Source organism: Bariatricus sp. SGI.161, from assembly GCF_050313695.1.
Lineage (GTDB): Bacteria > Bacillota > Clostridia > Lachnospirales > Lachnospiraceae > JAFBIX01.
In genome coordinates, this window is the sequence record NZ_JBNPLX010000006.1 from 1 (window position 1) to 16,370 (window position 16,370).

The window sequence follows — 16,370 nt, forward strand, 5'->3', positions numbered from 1 at the left end:
ACAGCTTTTTTCTGACATCGTTCAGTTTCCGCATACTATGTTATTGTTTACCCCATGTTCAGTAATTCCAAACATTTTTCATTATAGAAAAAGCAGAGTCATCAAAACTCTGCTTTTCTACGTAAAATCGTATTATTTCTTACCCCTCTTGGGTTATCAAACTTCTTTATATCAATAAGTACCTCATTGCTTTTGCCAAATAATTATTTCACCCTACTCAGCAAACACACAGTCTCCACATGCACGGTGTGAGGGAATTGATCTACAGCCCTTACTCGCTCCAGTTCATACCCACATCTCCTCAGATGCTTCACATCCCTTGCCAGCGTTGCAGAATCACAGCTTACATACACGATCCGATCCGGCTGCATATCTACCATGGTCTGAAGCAATGATTCTTCGCATCCTTTCCTCGGTGGATCCACCACAATCACATCTGCATGTGCCGTCTTACCGCCATGTTCTCGCTCATAAGCCGCATAATACTCCGGCAGGACTTCCTCTGCTTTCCCGACATAGAATTCTGCATTCGTAATTCCGTTGATTTTAGCGTTGTTTTTCGCATCATCAATGGCCTGCGGCACAATCTCTACGCCATAAACTTTCTTTGCCCTCTGTGCGAGAAAGAGAGAGATGGTTCCGATTCCGCAGTAGAGATCCCATACCGTCTCATTTCCATGAAGATCTGCATACTCCAGTGCCAGTCCGTATAACTTCTCCGTCTGTATAGGATTAACCTGATAAAAAGACAATGGGGAGATCTGATACTTTATATTTCCGATATAATCGGTGATATAAGTCTGTCCCCACAAAGGCTTGATCTGATTGCCCATGATTACATTCGTCTTTTCTTTATTGATGCTTAAGGTAATGCTGGTCATTCCAGGAATCTGTGCCAGACGTTCTGCCAGAATCTCCCCACACGGAAGACTATTTCCATTGATAACAAGACAGACCATGATCTCCTTTGTCGTAAATCCATATCGGATCAGGACATGACGAACCAGTCCGCTGTGCTTTTCCTCATCATACGCACGGATACCGTATTCTTCCATAAATGCAAGAATACATTTCAAGATCTTTTCATTAACCGGCACGCCGAGGGAGCAGTCTGTATTCGGGATGATACTGTGCGTTCTTCCCGCATAGAACCCTGTAACGATATTGCCCTCTTTATCCGTTCCAACCGGGAACTGAGCTTTATTCCGATAGTGAAATGGTTCATCCATCCCCACAATCGGTTCCATCACACGATCCAGCAACTCCTCCGGCACCTCGCCAATACGCATGAGATTCCCCCTCACTTTATCCATCTTAAACTGCAATTGCCGTCCATATTCCATCTCCTGGATCTGGCATCCGCCACATTTCCGCGCCATAGAACATTCCGGATTTTTTACACGATATTCCGAAGGCGCAAGAATATTCATCAATCTTGCATACCCATAATTCTTCTTCGCCTTCATGATCTTAGCTTCCACAACATCACCAATGATTGCATCCTTGATAAACAACGTGTATCCATCCACCTTGCCAATGCCCTCACCCGATGTTCCCATATCTTCAATTGTAACCGTCACCATATCATTTTTTTGCATAAACATACCTCATTTTATCATTTGGGTACAGGGCAAAAGTTAATTGGGGACGTAGTACTTTGCAACAATACTACGTCCCCATTGTTGTTTTTCTTAAGTTGGATTCGAACAACCGATTGTACCCTAGCCAGTCGTTGCTGTTTTTGTCTTTGAATATTTCTGTCAATGTCTGCATCTTGGCGTCTGTGCAGTCTGCGAAGTTGAGTGCCAATGCTTCTGCCAGTGCCGGTTTTTTCGGGGAACCGTATTCGAGTTCACCGTGGTGTGCGATGATGCAGTGTTTGAGTTCGCTTGCGAGCTTTTCTGGGAAGCCCGGGATGGAGCGGATTGCATCGCCGACCATCTCTACTCCGATGACGATGTGCCCCAGTAATTGTCCATCATCTGTGTAGTCATTTTCGGGGAAGGAGGACAATTCTTTGGTCTTACCGATGTCGTGGCAGATGGCTGCCGCATACAGGAGGTCGCGGTTCAGGATTGGATAGGCCCCTACCATGTATTCGCAGAATTTTACTACGCTAAGTGTATGTTCCAGCAATCCACCTGAGAATCCATGATGGACACTCTTAGCCGCTGAATGTGCTTTGAATCTTTTGATGAATTTTTCATCTTTTACAAAATAGTATTCCACCACCTGTTTAAGATACTGATTTTGAATCTGTTTCACATATCCCAGTAATTCCTGATACATTTTATCTGTGCTTTTCTCAGTCGTCGGCATATAATCGGCTGCTACATATTCATCTTCCAGAGCTTTGCGGATCTGCTTAATGTTCAATTGCAGGTTGTTATTATAGCTGATAACTTCTCCATATACTTCAATAAAATCCATCTCGTCATAATCTGCGATTCCGCCGGAGTTAGGAGCCCAGACTTTGCCATCCAGGGTTCCTGTCTTGTCCTGAAGGATCAGATTGTCATATGGTTTGCCGTTTCTTGTCTCTGCGGAACGTTTTCCCTTGCATAGGTATACATTCCGGATAATCTCCCCTTCATGAAGGGTATTAATATATCTCATATTGTCTGCCTCTTTCTAATTCGTTGTCATTTTTATTTTTTGCTTCCGACAGTCACATTAAATTCTATATCAACATAGCCATCTGCGCCCTGGCGAAGCCCTTTAATAATAATCTTATCTCCCTCTGACTTGCGCATCAGTACACTGTGGTAAATGTCATAAGATGTGATCTGGATATCTTCGATACAGGTAATGACATCTCCACTCTGGATTCCTGCCGCCATCGCCGGAGATTCTACTTCTACTTCTTTTACATAGATTCCCTGAGGAACGCCCGCCTCTTCTATTTCATTTGTAACATCGCCGCCCCGGATTCCAATGTAAGGAACAGATTTTCCATTGGACAGGCATTCAATAATATTCTTAATATCAGAAATACCATATCCTGTGATCAATTTTTCATTGCCTTCTTCTGCCATATTCTGATCAATCACTGCAACAACTGCACCATCTCGATTTACCACAAAACCACTGCCATTTTCAATTCCAGTAATATCTGTGCGAAGCAGCTGATAATGTCCATCAGTCAGTTCTGCTCTATCTTCATTAGAAACCACCAGGCCATATCCTACAGCTTCATTTACCCCAAAAGGCCTCCCGGCTGCGATTACCACATCGCCATTCTTCACTACATTAGAGCTTCCCAATGTGGCGGTCTCAATCTGTGTCCAGGTAGTATCCAGGATATCTGCACGATTCACCGCATAGATTCCAAACCCAAGTATACTGTCACTTTTCTTCAGACTCGCAGGATAACTCTGTCCATCACAAAATACAATCTGTAATTTTTCTGCTTCTTCTTCAGGGATCTTTTTTCCCAATACCAGAAGCTCTCTTCCGTTGTCTGCGACTATAAGGCCAGAGATATTATTTCCTGATGCCTCTTTCGCTTCTCCCTGACCTTCTGTCCGTCCAACAATCTCTACCATGGACTTTCCTGCTTTTACAGAAGCAGCCTTTAATTCTTGCTGCATCTGTCGATAACTGTCATCATTCAGAATCACCGGTTCCGTCTGTTCTTGATCCTGATTTTCTTCTTCCCCTTCCACCTCATCTTCATCCTGTGGAATGGTTACTTCTTGTGGATTGTCCTGAAATCGTTCGTCTAACATCGGTTTAAGCGCAAAAAAGCTAAGACTGGCACAGACTCCGAATACCAGTCCCCACCCGGCTGCACGGAAAAAGAATTTTCGAATACCACCCTGCTTCTCTTTGATGGTTTCCTGAAGAAATGAATACTCCTGATTTTCTTCTTTGGGATCTTTCTGCTCCTCCATAGACGCATTTACTCCTTTACAATCCTTCTTATAGTATAGCGTAAGAATAGCGAATGTTCAATATTTATCCTTTTCTTTGTTGCGCAAATAAGGTAGAATAGGTCTAGGTGAATAAGATGAATAAGAAAACTTTAACAAAACTAGAATACAATAAAATAATTGAATTATTAACAGAGCAGGCTTCTTCTTTCAGCGGCAAAGAGCGCTGCCGGAGACTGAAACCCATGACCTCACTGTCAGATATACAGACGGCTCAGGAGCAGACAGCCGCCGCATTTACGCGAATTGTTAAGAAGGGCCGCCTTTCCTTTAGTGGATGTAATCCTGTCAATGATTCCCTGAAGCGTCTGGAGATCGGTGCTGCTCTTGGAAGCGGCGAGTTGCTTCGTATCTGCAAGCTTCTGGAAGCCGCCGGAAGGGCCAGATCATATGGTCGCCATGAGAATGCAGACGATTTGGAAGATTGTCTGGACACATTTTTCCAGCAATTAGAGCCTGTTTCTATCTTAACAACAGAGATTCGCCGCTGCATTCTGGAAGAAGACGAGATCAGCGATGATGCCAGCAGTACTTTGAAGCATATCCGCCGTTCGATCAACCAGATCAACGACAAAGTCCACGCAACCTTAACCGGACTGGTCAACGGCTCTCTTCGCACTTATCTGCAAGATGCAATCATTACCATGCGTGGAGAACGCTACTGTATCCCTGTAAAAGCAGAGTACCGCAGTCAGGTATCCGGTCTGATCCACGATCAGTCGGCTACCGGCTCTACACTCTTCATCGAGCCAATGGCAGTCGTGAAGCTGAACAACGATTTAAAAGAACTCTATGGAAAGGAACAGGAAGAGATCCAAGTCATCCTGGCACGTCTAAGTGTAGATGCTGCCGAATATATTGAGACCATCCGCACCGATTACTCTGTTCTCAGTGAACTGGATTTTATCTTTGCAAGGGGCAGTCTGGCTCTGGATATGAACGCTTCCATGCCCCGGTTCAACACCGAGGGACGCATTCACATTCGCGAAGGTCGCCATCCACTTCTGGATAAAAAGAAGGTTGTACCGATCACCATTACATTGGGCGACGAATTCGACCTCTTGATTGTCACTGGTCCGAACACCGGAGGAAAAACCGTTTCTTTAAAAACGGTAGGTCTATTTACATTGATGGGGCAGGCTGGACTTCATATTCCAGCACTGGATCGTTCAGAACTGGCTGTCTTTGACAATGTATACGCAGATATCGGCGACGAGCAGAGTATTGAGCAAAGCCTAAGTACCTTCTCTTCCCATATGACCAATATCGTATCTTTCTTGAAACACGTAGATGAACATTCCCTGGTACTGTTCGATGAATTGGGTGCCGGTACAGATCCTACCGAAGGTGCTGCCCTGACAATCGCCATTTTGAACCATCTACATCAGCGTGGCATCCGTACCATGGCAACGACTCACTATAGTGAATTGAAAGTATTTGCCCTGTCTACACCTGGAGTAGAAAATGCCTGCTGCGAATTCGACTTGGAGACTTTACGCCCGACGTATCGCCTGTTAATCGGAATTCCCGGCAAGAGCAATGCATTTGCCATCGCAGGAAAGCTTGGCCTTCCGGACTATATCATCCAGGAAGCCAAGACACATCTGACCGAGCAGGATGAATCCTTCGAAGATCTTCTGACCGATCTGGAGACCAGTAAACGGACCATTCAAAAAGAGCAGGAAGAGATTGCTGCTTACAAGCGAGAATTGGAACGCTTAAAGACGGAGACGAAGCAAAAGCAAGAAAAACTGGAAGAACAAAAAGAACGTATTCTCCGAGAGGCAAATGAAAAAGCTCATGCAATATTAGCCGACGCCAAAGAAACTGCTGACGAGACCATGCGTAATTTCCGCAAATTTGGCAAAGAGAACATTTCCGTTGCAGAGATGGAAAAAGAACGCGAACGTCTTCGCAAGAAAATGGATTCTACACGTTCCGGCATGAAGCTGGAGACCCAAAAGCCACGCAAGCAGCATAAGCCAAGTGACTTCAAGCTTGGGGAATCCGTTAAAGTCTTAAGCATGAATCTGAACGGGACGGTCACTTCGTTGCCCGATTCTAAGGGAAACGTTACAGTACAGATGGGAATTCTTCGCTCACAGGTTCCTATTTCCGATCTGGAGATTATCGAAGAAGCACCTTCTTACTCAGCCAAAAAGATGCATCAGACCAGCAAAGGCAAGATGAAGATGGGTAAATCTCTTTCCGTAAGTCCAGAGATTAATCTTCTCGGCAAAACAGTAGATGAAGCAGTTGCTGAACTGGATAAATATCTGGATGATGCTTATCTGGCTCATCTTTCATCCGTGCGAGTTGTTCACGGGAAAGGAACCGGCGCATTAAGAGCTGGTATTCACACCTATCTGCGGCGCCAAAAGCATGTAAAGTCTTTCCGGCTCGGTGCATTCGGTGAAGGAGATGCCGGTGTTACAATTGTGGAACTAAAATAAATGACTGGAATAATTCCTGAGGAGGAGTAATAAAGTGAACAAACAAAAAATATTGATTGTAGATGATGATGAAAATATCGCTGAATTGATTTCTCTATATCTTACCAAAGAATGTTTTGATACTATGATGGTGCATGACGGAGAAAAGGCACTGATCGCCTATGAAACTTATCAGCCCAATCTGATTCTGCTGGATCTTATGCTTCCTGGCATTGACGGCTATCAGGTTTGCCGTGAAATCCGCACAAAATCTAATGTTCCAATCATCATGCTGTCTGCCAAAGGTGAAGTCTTCGACAAAGTACTTGGTCTGGAACTTGGAGCAGATGATTACATTATGAAGCCTTTTGATTCCAAAGAAATGGTAGCCCGTGTCAAAGCAGTCTTACGCCGTTATCAACCGATTCAAAAAGCAGATTCTCCAAAAGAAGATAAGGGAAAATGTGTAGAATACCCAGGTATTACGATTAATCTGACCAATTATTCTGTATTAGTAGACGGTGTAACAGTCGACATGCCGCCAAAAGAACTGGAATTACTGTATTTCCTGGCAGCCTCGCCGAATCAGGTCTTCACACGCGAACAATTGTTAGACCAGATCTGGGGATATGAATATATTGGTGACACCCGAACTGTTGACGTTCATATTAAGCGTCTCCGTGAAAAGATCAAAGATCATCCTTCCTGGAGCCTTAGCACGGTCTGGGGAATCGGTTATAAATTTGAAGTAAAATAATTGCATTTTCACAGGTGAGAAAGGAGCCCTATGCGCAGCACATTATATCTAAAATTCATCATTGTTTATATTATCTTCGGGTTTCTCAGTCTCTTTACCGTAGCTACTCTGACTTCCAGCCTGATGGAAACTCCTATGCAGAATTACCTGACTTCAACGATGTATACAGAAGCAAACCTGATTGCCAACAATTATCTGTCCTCTTATTTTTCCAATGAACTGGATGGTTCTGAAGTAGCACTTCAACTATCCGGAATCGAGACACAGCTTGATGCAGCCGTATGGTTTGTTGATAAAGAAGGGAATGTTCTTTTCTCTGCGCAGCCTTACGACTACCCAATGTCTCCTTCTGTCATCGAAGATTTTAATCCGGCCGAAAGTGGAAGTTCCCAATCACAGACTGGCGATTACCACGGTTATTTTGACGAAGATGTTATCACCGTCATTGCCCCTGTCGTGTATAACTACTCTCCAAAAGGATATCTGCTCATTCATAAATACGTATCCGACCTGAATGAATTTCAGCACATTCTGCTTCGCGCGACTACGATTACAATGATTGTGATATATTTGCTCTCATTCATGATACTTCTCGCGTTCCAGTTCTTCGTATACCGACCGCTTCGCAAGGTAACAGAAGCCGCCAAGCAATATGCCTCTGGCAATCTGGAATATGAGATTCCGGTAAACACCGAAGACGAGATGGGTTACCTCTCTGCATCATTGAACTATATGTCCTCACAATTAAAGGATATGGAAGATTACCAGAAGAAATTCGTGGCAAATGTTTCCCACGACTTCCGATCTCCACTGACCTCTATCAAAGGATATGTAGAAGCTATGGTCGACGGTACAATTCCATCGGAATTACACGAAAAATATCTGAAAATTATATTATTTGAGACAGAGCGACTGACTGATCTGACCCAGGATCTCCTGACCCTGAACGAATTTGACACTAAGAATCTGCTTCTCAATAAAGAGACATTCGACATCCACGAGATGATTAAAAACGTGGCCGCCTCCTTCGAAGGCACCTGCACACAGAAAAAAATATCCATAGAATTATTATTTGCCACCAAACATCTGAATGCATACGCAGATAAACGCAAAATTCAACAGGTTCTCTATAATCTGATTGACAACGCCATAAAATTCAGCGACCCAGATTCCTCTATTACCATCGAGACTACCCGGCGGGGAGACAAGATCTATACCTCCGTCAAAGACGACGGTATTGGAATTCCAAGGAATTCCCTGAACAAGATCTGGGAGCGCTTTTACAAATCCGACCTCTCCCGCGGCAAAGACAAAAAAGGGACAGGGCTCGGACTCGCCATCGTCAAGGAGGCAATCCAGGCACATGGCGAAAACATCAATGTTATAAGCACAGAAGGAGTGGGAACCGAATTCATCTTCTCACTTCCAAAAGGCTAATTTGGGACGGGGGTTTTTTCATTTTCCTCCGTCCCAAATTAAAATTACCGTGTCCCCTATGAGTCTTCTCCTGCTAATTTCAGGATATCTCCTAATTCTTCTTCTGTAACTCCAAGCCGTTCGGCAACTTCTTCCGCACTGACTTCTCTTCCGAATTCTTCTTTCATATTCTGAATGGTTTCTTCCAGTTCGGACACCCGTTCTACCATCTTCTTATCCTGGCGCTTGGTCTCTGTCTGTGATTCTATCAGCGTCTGTATTCCGGCACGTACTTCTTCCATAATCTTTGCTTCATCTTCTTTTCCTTCTCCAGTCGCGTTTAAGGCCAACATAAGGCTGATACTTCCTTCCTGAATCATGTCACCTATGAAGATATCTGGATGATGCATCTTTATTGCTTCCTCAATCACCTTCGGAAGATAATAAGCCATACGTACTTCTTCCATATTGTTATCTCGAAGCTGAGCAATATCTCTCAGATAATCTTCGATATATGCCTGTTCTTCTTTACTCAAAGCGACTGGCTCTTCTTTCTTCTCTTTTATGGTTCCTCCCTTTTTCACATATCCTAACACCACCATCTTCTGGGACATCAGATATTCACACACCAGATCCATCTGTTCCTGTGAGAGCTGATCATCTTCAAAATACTTTTCCACGTCTTCCAGCGCAATCTTTCCGCCCTTGCTCTTGGCAAACTCTAACACACCGCTTAACTTTGCTCTAAATTCTAATTTTCCTGCCATATCTATCTCCTCCACCGCTTCCGCGGATTCTTTTCTTTTCAGGAATATCTTAACATAGTCTCTTTGTTACGTCAAAAAAAGCCAGCCTTGAATTCTACTCAAAACCAGCCCTTTTTACTATCACAACTATATTTATGAATGAAAAATCTCAATTTAAATTATGACTGCCTACGCATTAAGAAAAATATTCCCCCGAAAAGTCCCATAATAATTCCTGCATAAATTGCCGCGCACATAAGTCTGGTAATACATGTGCCTACAACCGTTCCTGTTATCACGCAAAATACCAGCCCCAACACCAATGTTCCTATGGTCCAACAGATAATATTGACCGCCAGAAATGCACCTATCGCAGAATCTTCACCAAATATTTTATTAACAACGTTCCATAATTCTCTCATCACGAATCCTCCTAAAAGCTCACTATCTACTTCTCTTTCAAGTGCATTATAAGAAAAAAATGTTAAGTTCCAAAAATATTCGTGAAAAATTTGTGTAAAATCTATTCTGCTCTAACTCATTTTACAATTACTGTCGGATACCCAGCCCGCTTCAGGCGACGCTCCATATCGGCAGCTTCATTCAAGTTCTCATATCCACCCACCTGGACACGATAATATGGTCCAGAATCGTTAATATAAGCCGGGAATTCCTGCTCCATCAGTTCATCTAATAATCTTTCTGCATAAGTACGATTGCGAAATGCTCCCACCTGGACACGGTAATTATTCTCCTGTATCACACCTGCGTAATTCAGTGTATCCAAAATGCCGGTGGCAATTGCCTGTGCGATTTCTTCGAAATTCTCATCAAACAGCCGATTATCTATATCTGAATTAATAAATCCTACTTCCACCAGTACTGCCGGCATCTCTGTCTTACGAAGCACGACCAGATTCGGCCGCGCCTTGACTCCGAGATTCACAAATCCTATTGTCTCTAATTGTTCATTGATCTGCTGCGCCATCTGGTATTTCAATCCTGTAAGACTGTATACCAGGCTTTCCACTCCTGACACTTCATTATCTGTTGGAAATGAATTTCGATGAATCGAAATAAAGAAATCCACTCCTGCATTATTAGCCTCCATTGCTTTTTCATATGGAGTCTCATAGACATCCGTTGTTCGCGTGTACTCTACATCAATATCATTATTCTGCAGAATCTCTCCGATTGCCAGTACCAGACGTAGATTATCATCTTTTTCCCGACGCCCATTGTATACAGCCCCAAAATCACGTCCGCCATGTGCCGGACGTAAATAGCGCAAGTAAGTTCAACTCACTTGCGCTGTTCCACTCCATACTTATTAATAATTTTCTTCCGTAATCTCAAAGAAACTCTGCGGATATGCACATACCGGACAGATCTCTGGGGCATTCGTACCTACGACAATATGGCCACAGTTACGGCATTCCCACACCTTAACCTCACTCTTTGCAAATACCTCTGCCATCTCTACATTCTTAAGCAATGCGCGATAACGTTCCTCGTGACGCTTTTCAATCGCACCTACCATGCGGAACTTGTGGGCAAGTTCTGGGAATCCTTCCTTTTCAGCCGTCTTTGCAAAATCATCATACATATCTGTCCACTCATAATTTTCACCTTCTGCAGCAGCTAATAGATTCTCGGCAGTACTGCCAATCCCATTCAATTCTTTGAACCACATCTTCGCATGTTCTCTCTCATTTTCAGCCGTCTTAAGGAAAAGTGCGGCAATCTGTTCAAAACCTTCTCTCTGAGCCACAGAAGCAAAGAAGGTATATTTGTTTCGGGCACCTGACTCTCCTGCGAAAGCTGCTTCCAGATTCTTCTCTGTCTGTGTTCCGGCATAAGGGCTGATTTTTTGTTCTGTAATAAGTTCCAGATTATCCCCTGTTGCTTTGCAGACAGGACAGACTGGGGTCTCTCCATCCTTTACCTCAAATACTTCTCCACATATTTTACATTTATATTTTCCCATCATATTCTCCTTTTGATTCTCCTGTTTTATCGGCTGCGCTGCCACATTGGCAGATGGCTCCCCAATATGGCGGATGGCAGTATATTCAGCGATATCTCTGTCTGTTGTCACCAGATGATCCACGGAAAGTCCGTGTACTGAGTAATTTCCTGTTACCCGCGCAAATGTTTTTAACTCCTCGTTGGAAACATTCAGGAAATTTGCCACTCGCTGGGCAGCAGCATCCACCTTCAGTCTTGCTCTCAGTTCAGGATCCTGAGTCGCGATTCCCACCGGGCAGTTTCCACTTCCGCAGATCCGGTATTGCTGACAGGCTGCGGCAATCAATCCTGCACTTGCAATTGCTACAGCATCAGCTCCCATTGCCAATGCCTTTGCAAAATCTGCCGACACACGGAGTCCGCCTGTGATGACAAGATCAATGTCTGCATGCACCGTATCCAGATATTTTCTTGCCCTTGCCAGAGCATAGATCGTCGGAACAGAAGTTGCTTCTCTTAAGAAAAATGGACTTGATCCTGTCGCACCGCCCCTACCATCAATCGTAATAAAATCTGGGCGTGCATATACACAGTATTCCAGATCCTGTTCGATTCTTCCGGCAGCTATCTTAATTCCAATCGGTCTGCCGTCAGAGCGTTCTCTTAACATATCGACCATGGCTCGAAGGTCTTCTTTACTCTGAATCTCCGGGAATTTACTTGGGCTCTGGATATCCTCCCCTTTTTTCTTCCCACGTATAGCTGCAATTTCTTCCGTTACTTTTTCTCCGGGCAGATGTCCTCCCATCCCCGGTTTTGTTCCCTGTCCTATCTTAATCTCAATAGCATCTGATGTCTTCAGATTCTCATCCGTAACACTATATTTATTCGGAATATATTCAAAGATATATTTGTATGCAGCTTCCTTCTCTTCCGGAAGAATTCCTCCTTCCCCGCTGCACATCGCTGTCCTTGCCATAGCAGATCCTTTTGCCAGTGCAACCTTGATTTCCTTAGACAATGCACCAAAAGACATGTGAGATATGTAAACCGGGCTTTCAAGCACCATCGGCTTTTTCGCATGCTTTCCAATGATCGTTCTGGTATCCACTTCTTCCCCGTCATTCAACGGCGGCGGATTAAGCTGAGCCCCCAGTAAGAGAATATCATCCCATCCGGGCATCGGCATCTGCGTGCTCATTGCACCTCCAATGGATCGTCCAGTAACTGCCATCTGATGAATCTCCTTCATATAACGGCAGGACGCATCATCTCTTGCAGTAGCTGCATCATAAGCCAGATCTCCTTCATAAGTCTTAACAGGTTCTTTTCTACTCTCCTCCGGTACTAATACAAACTTTGAGACCGGCTGTTTACATATAGGGCAACATGGAAGTTCGGAAAGAGGTTTTCCTTCTTTGGCTTCATCATAGATTGCACCACATACGCTGCATTTGTAAATTGCCATATAAGCTCCTTTGTATTTATAATAATAGTAACTAATAATAGTAACTAATACTATTATCTAACATTTTTTCTGAATTGTCAAATCGTTTTTGTCTTTTTTGTTCTTTTCCGTAAAAGAGACTGCACCTTATCCCAAGTCGCCTGGTCTATAATCGGTTCATGTGTGTGTGCAATAATGACCCACTCCTGTTTGGATGTTCTTTTTTGTCGTCTTCCAATATTTTGATGTTTCGTTCCCTGCACCATATTTCCAATATATATCTCTTTATGAAGAATACTGTTGATCGTGGAATATGACCAGTATGTTGTACCTTCCAGACAGTTACTGTTCCTGTAATTTTCACCATTGAACTTTTTATATTCTGATGGGCAGAGCACTCCTTCTGCATTCAAAATGCCTGCAATTTTCTGTTTCCCATATCCCTGAATATATAAAGAGAAGATTCTGCGGACAACGGAAGCCGCATATTCATCAATTTCCAGCTTATTTTTATCGGCCGCAGATTTTTTGTACCCATAACTTGGAAATGCTCCGATAAATTCCCCTGCCTTTTGTTTGGTTCTTATAGCTGTCTGTACTTTTTGGGAAATGTCTCTTGCATACTGTTCATTGAAAATATTCTTGATTGCCAACAACATGTCATATATCTGTCCCATACTGTCAATGTTATCTGCCAATGAGATAAACCGCACTCCCAACTCGGGAAATATTCTTTCCAGATATCTGCCGGTTTCGATATAATCACGCCCAAACCTTGACAAATCTTTTACTACGACACAATTTACCTTTCTATCTTGAATATCTTCCAACATTCTCTGAAAACCTGGGCGCTTAAAATTCGTACCAGTATATCCATCGTCAACATACATATCATACAGAACAAGATTTTCTTGCTTTAACACATAATCTGTTATGAGTTTTTTTTGATTTCTTACACTGTTACTTTCTTCTTTATCGCCATCTTCTCGCGATAATCTGATATATGCAGCCACATTAAATGATTCTTTTTTGCACAACTGACGTCCGCCATGGCCTGCATCTAACATAATTGAATAAGGCATATCTTTACACTCCGAAATAATATTCTTCATGTTAAGATATGCCTTAAATTAAAATATGTTAAATATGTATTATCCTACGATTCTGTACTTCTTATCAACTGCATTCAGAAGTTCATGTCCATCTTCTGTTACCAGTACAAGGTCTTCTACACGTACACCATATCTTCCTTCGATGTAGATTCCTGGCTCAATAGAGAAGATCATTCCCGGCTCTGCAACATTTTTATTAATTGGGCTTACATCTCCGTACTCATGGTCTTCCTGTCCGATAAAGTGTCCAAGACGAATCTTCCAGTATTCGCTGTATCCAGCCTCATCGATCAGATTTCTTGCCTGCGCATCGATATCACAGAAACGAACCCCCGGTTTGATCACTGCCTCAGCCTTCTCAACTGCAGTGCGCACCAGATCATGAATTGCCGCCTGCTCATCGTCAACAGATTTGCAGTAGAATGTTCTTGTCATATCTGAACAGTAGCCCTTCCATACACAACCCATATCGATCAGCACACATTCTCCGGCTTTCAGAGTTCTGGTATCACTCGGTGTATGATGCTGGTCTGCAGCATTTGGTCCGAAGCATACGATCGTATCAAAGCTTACTCCGCTTGCTCCAGCTGCAAAGAATTCAGAATCAATATAATCTGCGATTTCCTTCTCTGTCATTCCTTCTTTGATAAATGCTGCTGCTTTTTCCATAACAGAATCATTGATCACAGAAGCTTCTTTCATGATTGCAATCTCTTCTTCGTTCTTTACTGCACGGACATCATCTACACAGTCAGATCCCCATACTGTCTTCATATTTGGACAACGCTCCTGAAGCGGAATCAGGAAACGAGCCGGCCATGTCTTATCAATGCCAAGCGTATTTTCTGTATCAATATGCTCCATGAGAACGCCAATCTGGTCATCCATATCACTGAACCATACTTCCTCAAAGCCTGTGTTTGATACATAATACAGATAGTTCAGGAATAACGTATGCTTTCCATTCGTTCTAAGTAACAGCGCATACAGTCTCTCTCCCGGATTTACCATTATTCCCGTCAGGAAACGGATACTCAGTGGATCCGATACGATCAGCTGGGTCAGTCCTTTCTTTTCCATTTTTTCCAATACTCTGCTAATTCTCTCGTTCATTTCGATTTTTCCTCTTCTATATATGTATTATTTCTGTGCAAGTTCGTACATGGCTGCTGCCATAATCTGGATAGAACGTACCAGATTATCAATCACTGCAAACTCATTTGGTGCATGGATGACTTCTTCTTCGCCCGGGAAGATTGGTCCAAATGCCACCATATTCTCAAATGATTTTGCATAGGTTCCTCCTCCGATTGCAATTGGCTGTGCATCAGTATCACCTGTTTCCTCACAATATACCTTGGTCAGCTTCTGAACCAATTCAGAATCCTTCGACACATATAACAGACTGTGAAGATCATTTTCCACTTCAAGCCCATAAGCTTCGATATTCTTCGTCACATTTGCAACAACAGTCTCCTCTGTGATGTTCTTTGGATAACGGATATCCAGTGTAAATTGAAGCTCCTGCCCGTCATACTTAATCATTCCAAGATTTACAGTCGTATTGCCGGTCTCCTCATCTTCAGATGCAATACCAAGAGCAGCGCCATTCGTCTCCCAGCCGACTTTTTCCATGATAAAATCAATCATCTTCTGAAGATCTCCGCCAAAATGATTTCCTTTCAACGCATCAAACAGACGAACCGCTGCATTCTTACCTAGTTCCGGTGTACTTCCGTGAGCGCTGAGACCTTCTGCAGTTACGATTGTTTTTCCATCTTTTTTCTCGACCTGGATATAATCTTTTTCCTCTACAACGAGATCACCTTCTGCAACGAGCGTACACTTCGGTGTTACAACATTCTTTGCCACACCGCCTTCGATAGACAATACTTTAATTGCAGGTGCTTCTTCGATTTTTTTAGAAATATACCAGAAAGTCTGACCTTTCTCACAGAAAATTGCAGGGAACTGTGCGTCTGGTGTAAATCCAATAGTAGGAAGTTCTCCGCCAACCTTGATATAATGTTCTACACAGGAAGAACCGCACTCTTCATCACATCCGAACAGCACACGGATTCTTCTGTCAAGCGGAAGTCCCAGATCCTTAATTGCTTTCAACGCATAAAATGCTCCAATCGTTGGACCTTTATCATCCTGCACACCGCGTCCGTACATCTTTCCATCCTGTACTTCGCATCCAAGCGGATCATGGTTCCACCCTTCCCCAAGCGGAACAACATCCAGATGTCCCAGAACACCGACCATCTCTTCGCCTTCACCATACTCAACATAACCTACTCGATTATCAATATTTCCCGTCTTGAATCCCAGCTTTTCTCCAAGTGCCAGGGCATGATCCAAGGCCTGTTTTACTTCCCTTCCGTAAGGTGCATCCGGCTCCGGTTCCCCTTTCACGCTGCAGATTGCAACGCTCTCGCGGATGCTGTCCAACATCTCATCCTTCAATTCAAGAACTTTCTCATTCAGTCTTTCATAACTCATTGTTGTTTTACCTCTCTTCTTGTTATTATCTCAAGTACACTCTTTGCGCACTCAA

At 43.3% G+C, this 16,370-nt stretch carries 13 protein-coding genes and 1 pseudogene; 3 read left to right on the forward strand and 11 right to left on the reverse strand.

All coding sequences use genetic code 11. The features are described from left to right. Positions 1 to 203: 203 nt before the first annotated feature. The 3 genes from rlmD to ACQRBH_RS04765 form a co-directional block, all read right to left on the reverse strand. Positions 204 to 1,598 (reverse strand): 23S rRNA (uracil(1939)-C(5))-methyltransferase RlmD, encoded by a 1,395-nt coding sequence (gene rlmD / locus ACQRBH_RS04755; RefSeq protein WP_427761033.1) that lies wholly within the window; start codon positions 1,596 to 1,598, stop codon positions 204 to 206. 70 nt (positions 1,599 to 1,668) lie between these two features. Beyond that, on the reverse strand, positions 1,669 to 2,616 hold the full coding sequence (locus ACQRBH_RS04760; RefSeq protein WP_427761034.1) for a 3'-5' exoribonuclease YhaM family protein: 948 nt from the start codon (positions 2,614 to 2,616) through the stop codon (positions 1,669 to 1,671). 32 nt (positions 2,617 to 2,648) lie between these two features. Then, positions 2,649 to 3,893: a S1C family serine protease gene (locus ACQRBH_RS04765; protein WP_427761035.1), complete on the reverse strand. Its 1,245-nt coding sequence runs from the start codon at positions 3,891 to 3,893 to the stop codon at positions 2,649 to 2,651. Between the two features lie 116 nt (positions 3,894 to 4,009). Between ACQRBH_RS04765 and ACQRBH_RS04770 the strand changes: the two genes are divergently transcribed. The 3 genes from ACQRBH_RS04770 to ACQRBH_RS04780 are packed head-to-tail and all read left to right on the forward strand — an operon-like array spanning position 4,010 to position 8,558. Continuing rightward, positions 4,010 to 6,385 (forward strand): endonuclease MutS2, encoded by a 2,376-nt coding sequence (locus tag ACQRBH_RS04770; RefSeq protein ID WP_427761036.1) that lies wholly within the window; start codon positions 4,010 to 4,012, stop codon positions 6,383 to 6,385. 34 nt (positions 6,386 to 6,419) lie between these two features. Continuing rightward, positions 6,420 to 7,121, forward strand: coding sequence for a response regulator (locus ACQRBH_RS04775; protein WP_235231666.1), 702 nt, complete (start codon positions 6,420 to 6,422; stop codon positions 7,119 to 7,121). A 30-nt stretch (positions 7,122 to 7,151) separates the two neighbouring features. Continuing rightward, the gene (locus ACQRBH_RS04780; RefSeq protein WP_427761037.1) at positions 7,152 to 8,558 is read left to right on the forward strand and encodes a sensor histidine kinase; all 1,407 of its coding nucleotides are present in this window, start codon (positions 7,152 to 7,154) and stop codon (positions 8,556 to 8,558) included. A gap of 56 nt (positions 8,559 to 8,614) precedes the next feature. Here the strand turns inward: ACQRBH_RS04780 and ACQRBH_RS04785 are convergent, their stop codons facing one another. The 8 genes and pseudogenes from ACQRBH_RS04785 to pepV all read right to left on the reverse strand — a co-directional run bounded on the left by ACQRBH_RS04785 (position 8,615) and on the right by pepV (position 16,315). Further along, positions 8,615 to 9,304, reverse strand: coding sequence for a sigma-70 domain-containing protein (locus tag ACQRBH_RS04785; RefSeq protein WP_427761038.1), 690 nt, complete (start codon positions 9,302 to 9,304; stop codon positions 8,615 to 8,617). 158 nt (positions 9,305 to 9,462) lie between these two features. Beyond that, positions 9,463 to 9,705: a hypothetical protein gene (locus tag ACQRBH_RS04790; protein ID WP_235231661.1), complete on the reverse strand. Its 243-nt coding sequence runs from the start codon at positions 9,703 to 9,705 to the stop codon at positions 9,463 to 9,465. Positions 9,706 to 9,821: 116 nt separating this feature from the next. Beyond that, complete coding sequence (locus tag ACQRBH_RS04795) at positions 9,822 to 10,574, reverse strand: N-acetylmuramoyl-L-alanine amidase (protein ID WP_427761039.1); 753 nt, start codon at positions 10,572 to 10,574, stop codon at positions 9,822 to 9,824. Positions 10,575 to 10,613: 39 nt separating this feature from the next. Beyond that, positions 10,614 to 11,150 carry a rubrerythrin gene (gene rbr / locus ACQRBH_RS04800; RefSeq protein ID WP_427761127.1) on the reverse strand — a complete coding sequence of 179 codons (537 nt, stop codon included), beginning with the start codon at positions 11,148 to 11,150 and terminating at the stop codon, positions 10,614 to 10,616. 186 nt (positions 11,151 to 11,336) lie between these two features. Beyond that, a pseudogene (locus ACQRBH_RS04805) lies at positions 11,337 to 12,719 on the reverse strand (glutamate synthase-related protein); the annotation flags it as partial. A 77-nt stretch (positions 12,720 to 12,796) separates the two neighbouring features. Then, on the reverse strand, positions 12,797 to 13,780 hold the full coding sequence (locus tag ACQRBH_RS04810; protein WP_427761040.1) for a recombinase family protein: 984 nt from the start codon (positions 13,778 to 13,780) through the stop codon (positions 12,797 to 12,799). 69 nt (positions 13,781 to 13,849) lie between these two features. Further along, entirely contained in the window at positions 13,850 to 14,923 is a 1,074-nt protein-coding gene (locus ACQRBH_RS04815; protein WP_427761041.1) for a M24 family metallopeptidase, read from the reverse strand. Positions 14,924 to 14,950: 27 nt separating this feature from the next. After that, entirely contained in the window at positions 14,951 to 16,315 is a 1,365-nt protein-coding gene (pepV, locus tag ACQRBH_RS04820; protein WP_427761042.1) for a dipeptidase PepV, read from the reverse strand. Positions 16,316 to 16,370 lie beyond the last annotated feature (55 nt).

What these genes read in the sequence shown, in the direction of transcription:
- rlmD (WP_427761033.1), bottom strand. Translation starts at nt 1,598, where the DNA reads ATGCAAAAAAATGATATGGTGACGGTTACAATTGAAGATATGGGAACA.
- ACQRBH_RS04760 (WP_427761034.1), bottom strand. Translation starts at nt 2,616, where the DNA reads ATGAGATATATTAATACCCTTCATGAAGGGGAGATTATCCGGAATGTA.
- ACQRBH_RS04765 (WP_427761035.1), bottom strand. Translation starts at nt 3,893, where the DNA reads ATGGAGGAGCAGAAAGATCCCAAAGAAGAAAATCAGGAGTATTCATTT.
- ACQRBH_RS04770 (WP_427761036.1), top strand. Translation starts at nt 4,010, where the DNA reads ATGAATAAGAAAACTTTAACAAAACTAGAATACAATAAAATAATTGAA.
- ACQRBH_RS04780 (WP_427761037.1), top strand. Translation starts at nt 7,152, where the DNA reads ATGCGCAGCACATTATATCTAAAATTCATCATTGTTTATATTATCTTC.
- ACQRBH_RS04785 (WP_427761038.1), bottom strand. Translation starts at nt 9,304, where the DNA reads ATGGCAGGAAAATTAGAATTTAGAGCAAAGTTAAGCGGTGTGTTAGAG.
- ACQRBH_RS04790 (WP_235231661.1), bottom strand. Translation starts at nt 9,705, where the DNA reads ATGAGAGAATTATGGAACGTTGTTAATAAAATATTTGGTGAAGATTCT.
- ACQRBH_RS04810 (WP_427761040.1), bottom strand. Translation starts at nt 13,780, where the DNA reads ATGCCTTATTCAATTATGTTAGATGCAGGCCATGGCGGACGTCAGTTG.
- ACQRBH_RS04815 (WP_427761041.1), bottom strand. Translation starts at nt 14,923, where the DNA reads ATGAACGAGAGAATTAGCAGAGTATTGGAAAAAATGGAAAAGAAAGGA.
- pepV (WP_427761042.1), bottom strand. Translation starts at nt 16,315, where the DNA reads ATGAGTTATGAAAGACTGAATGAGAAAGTTCTTGAATTGAAGGATGAG.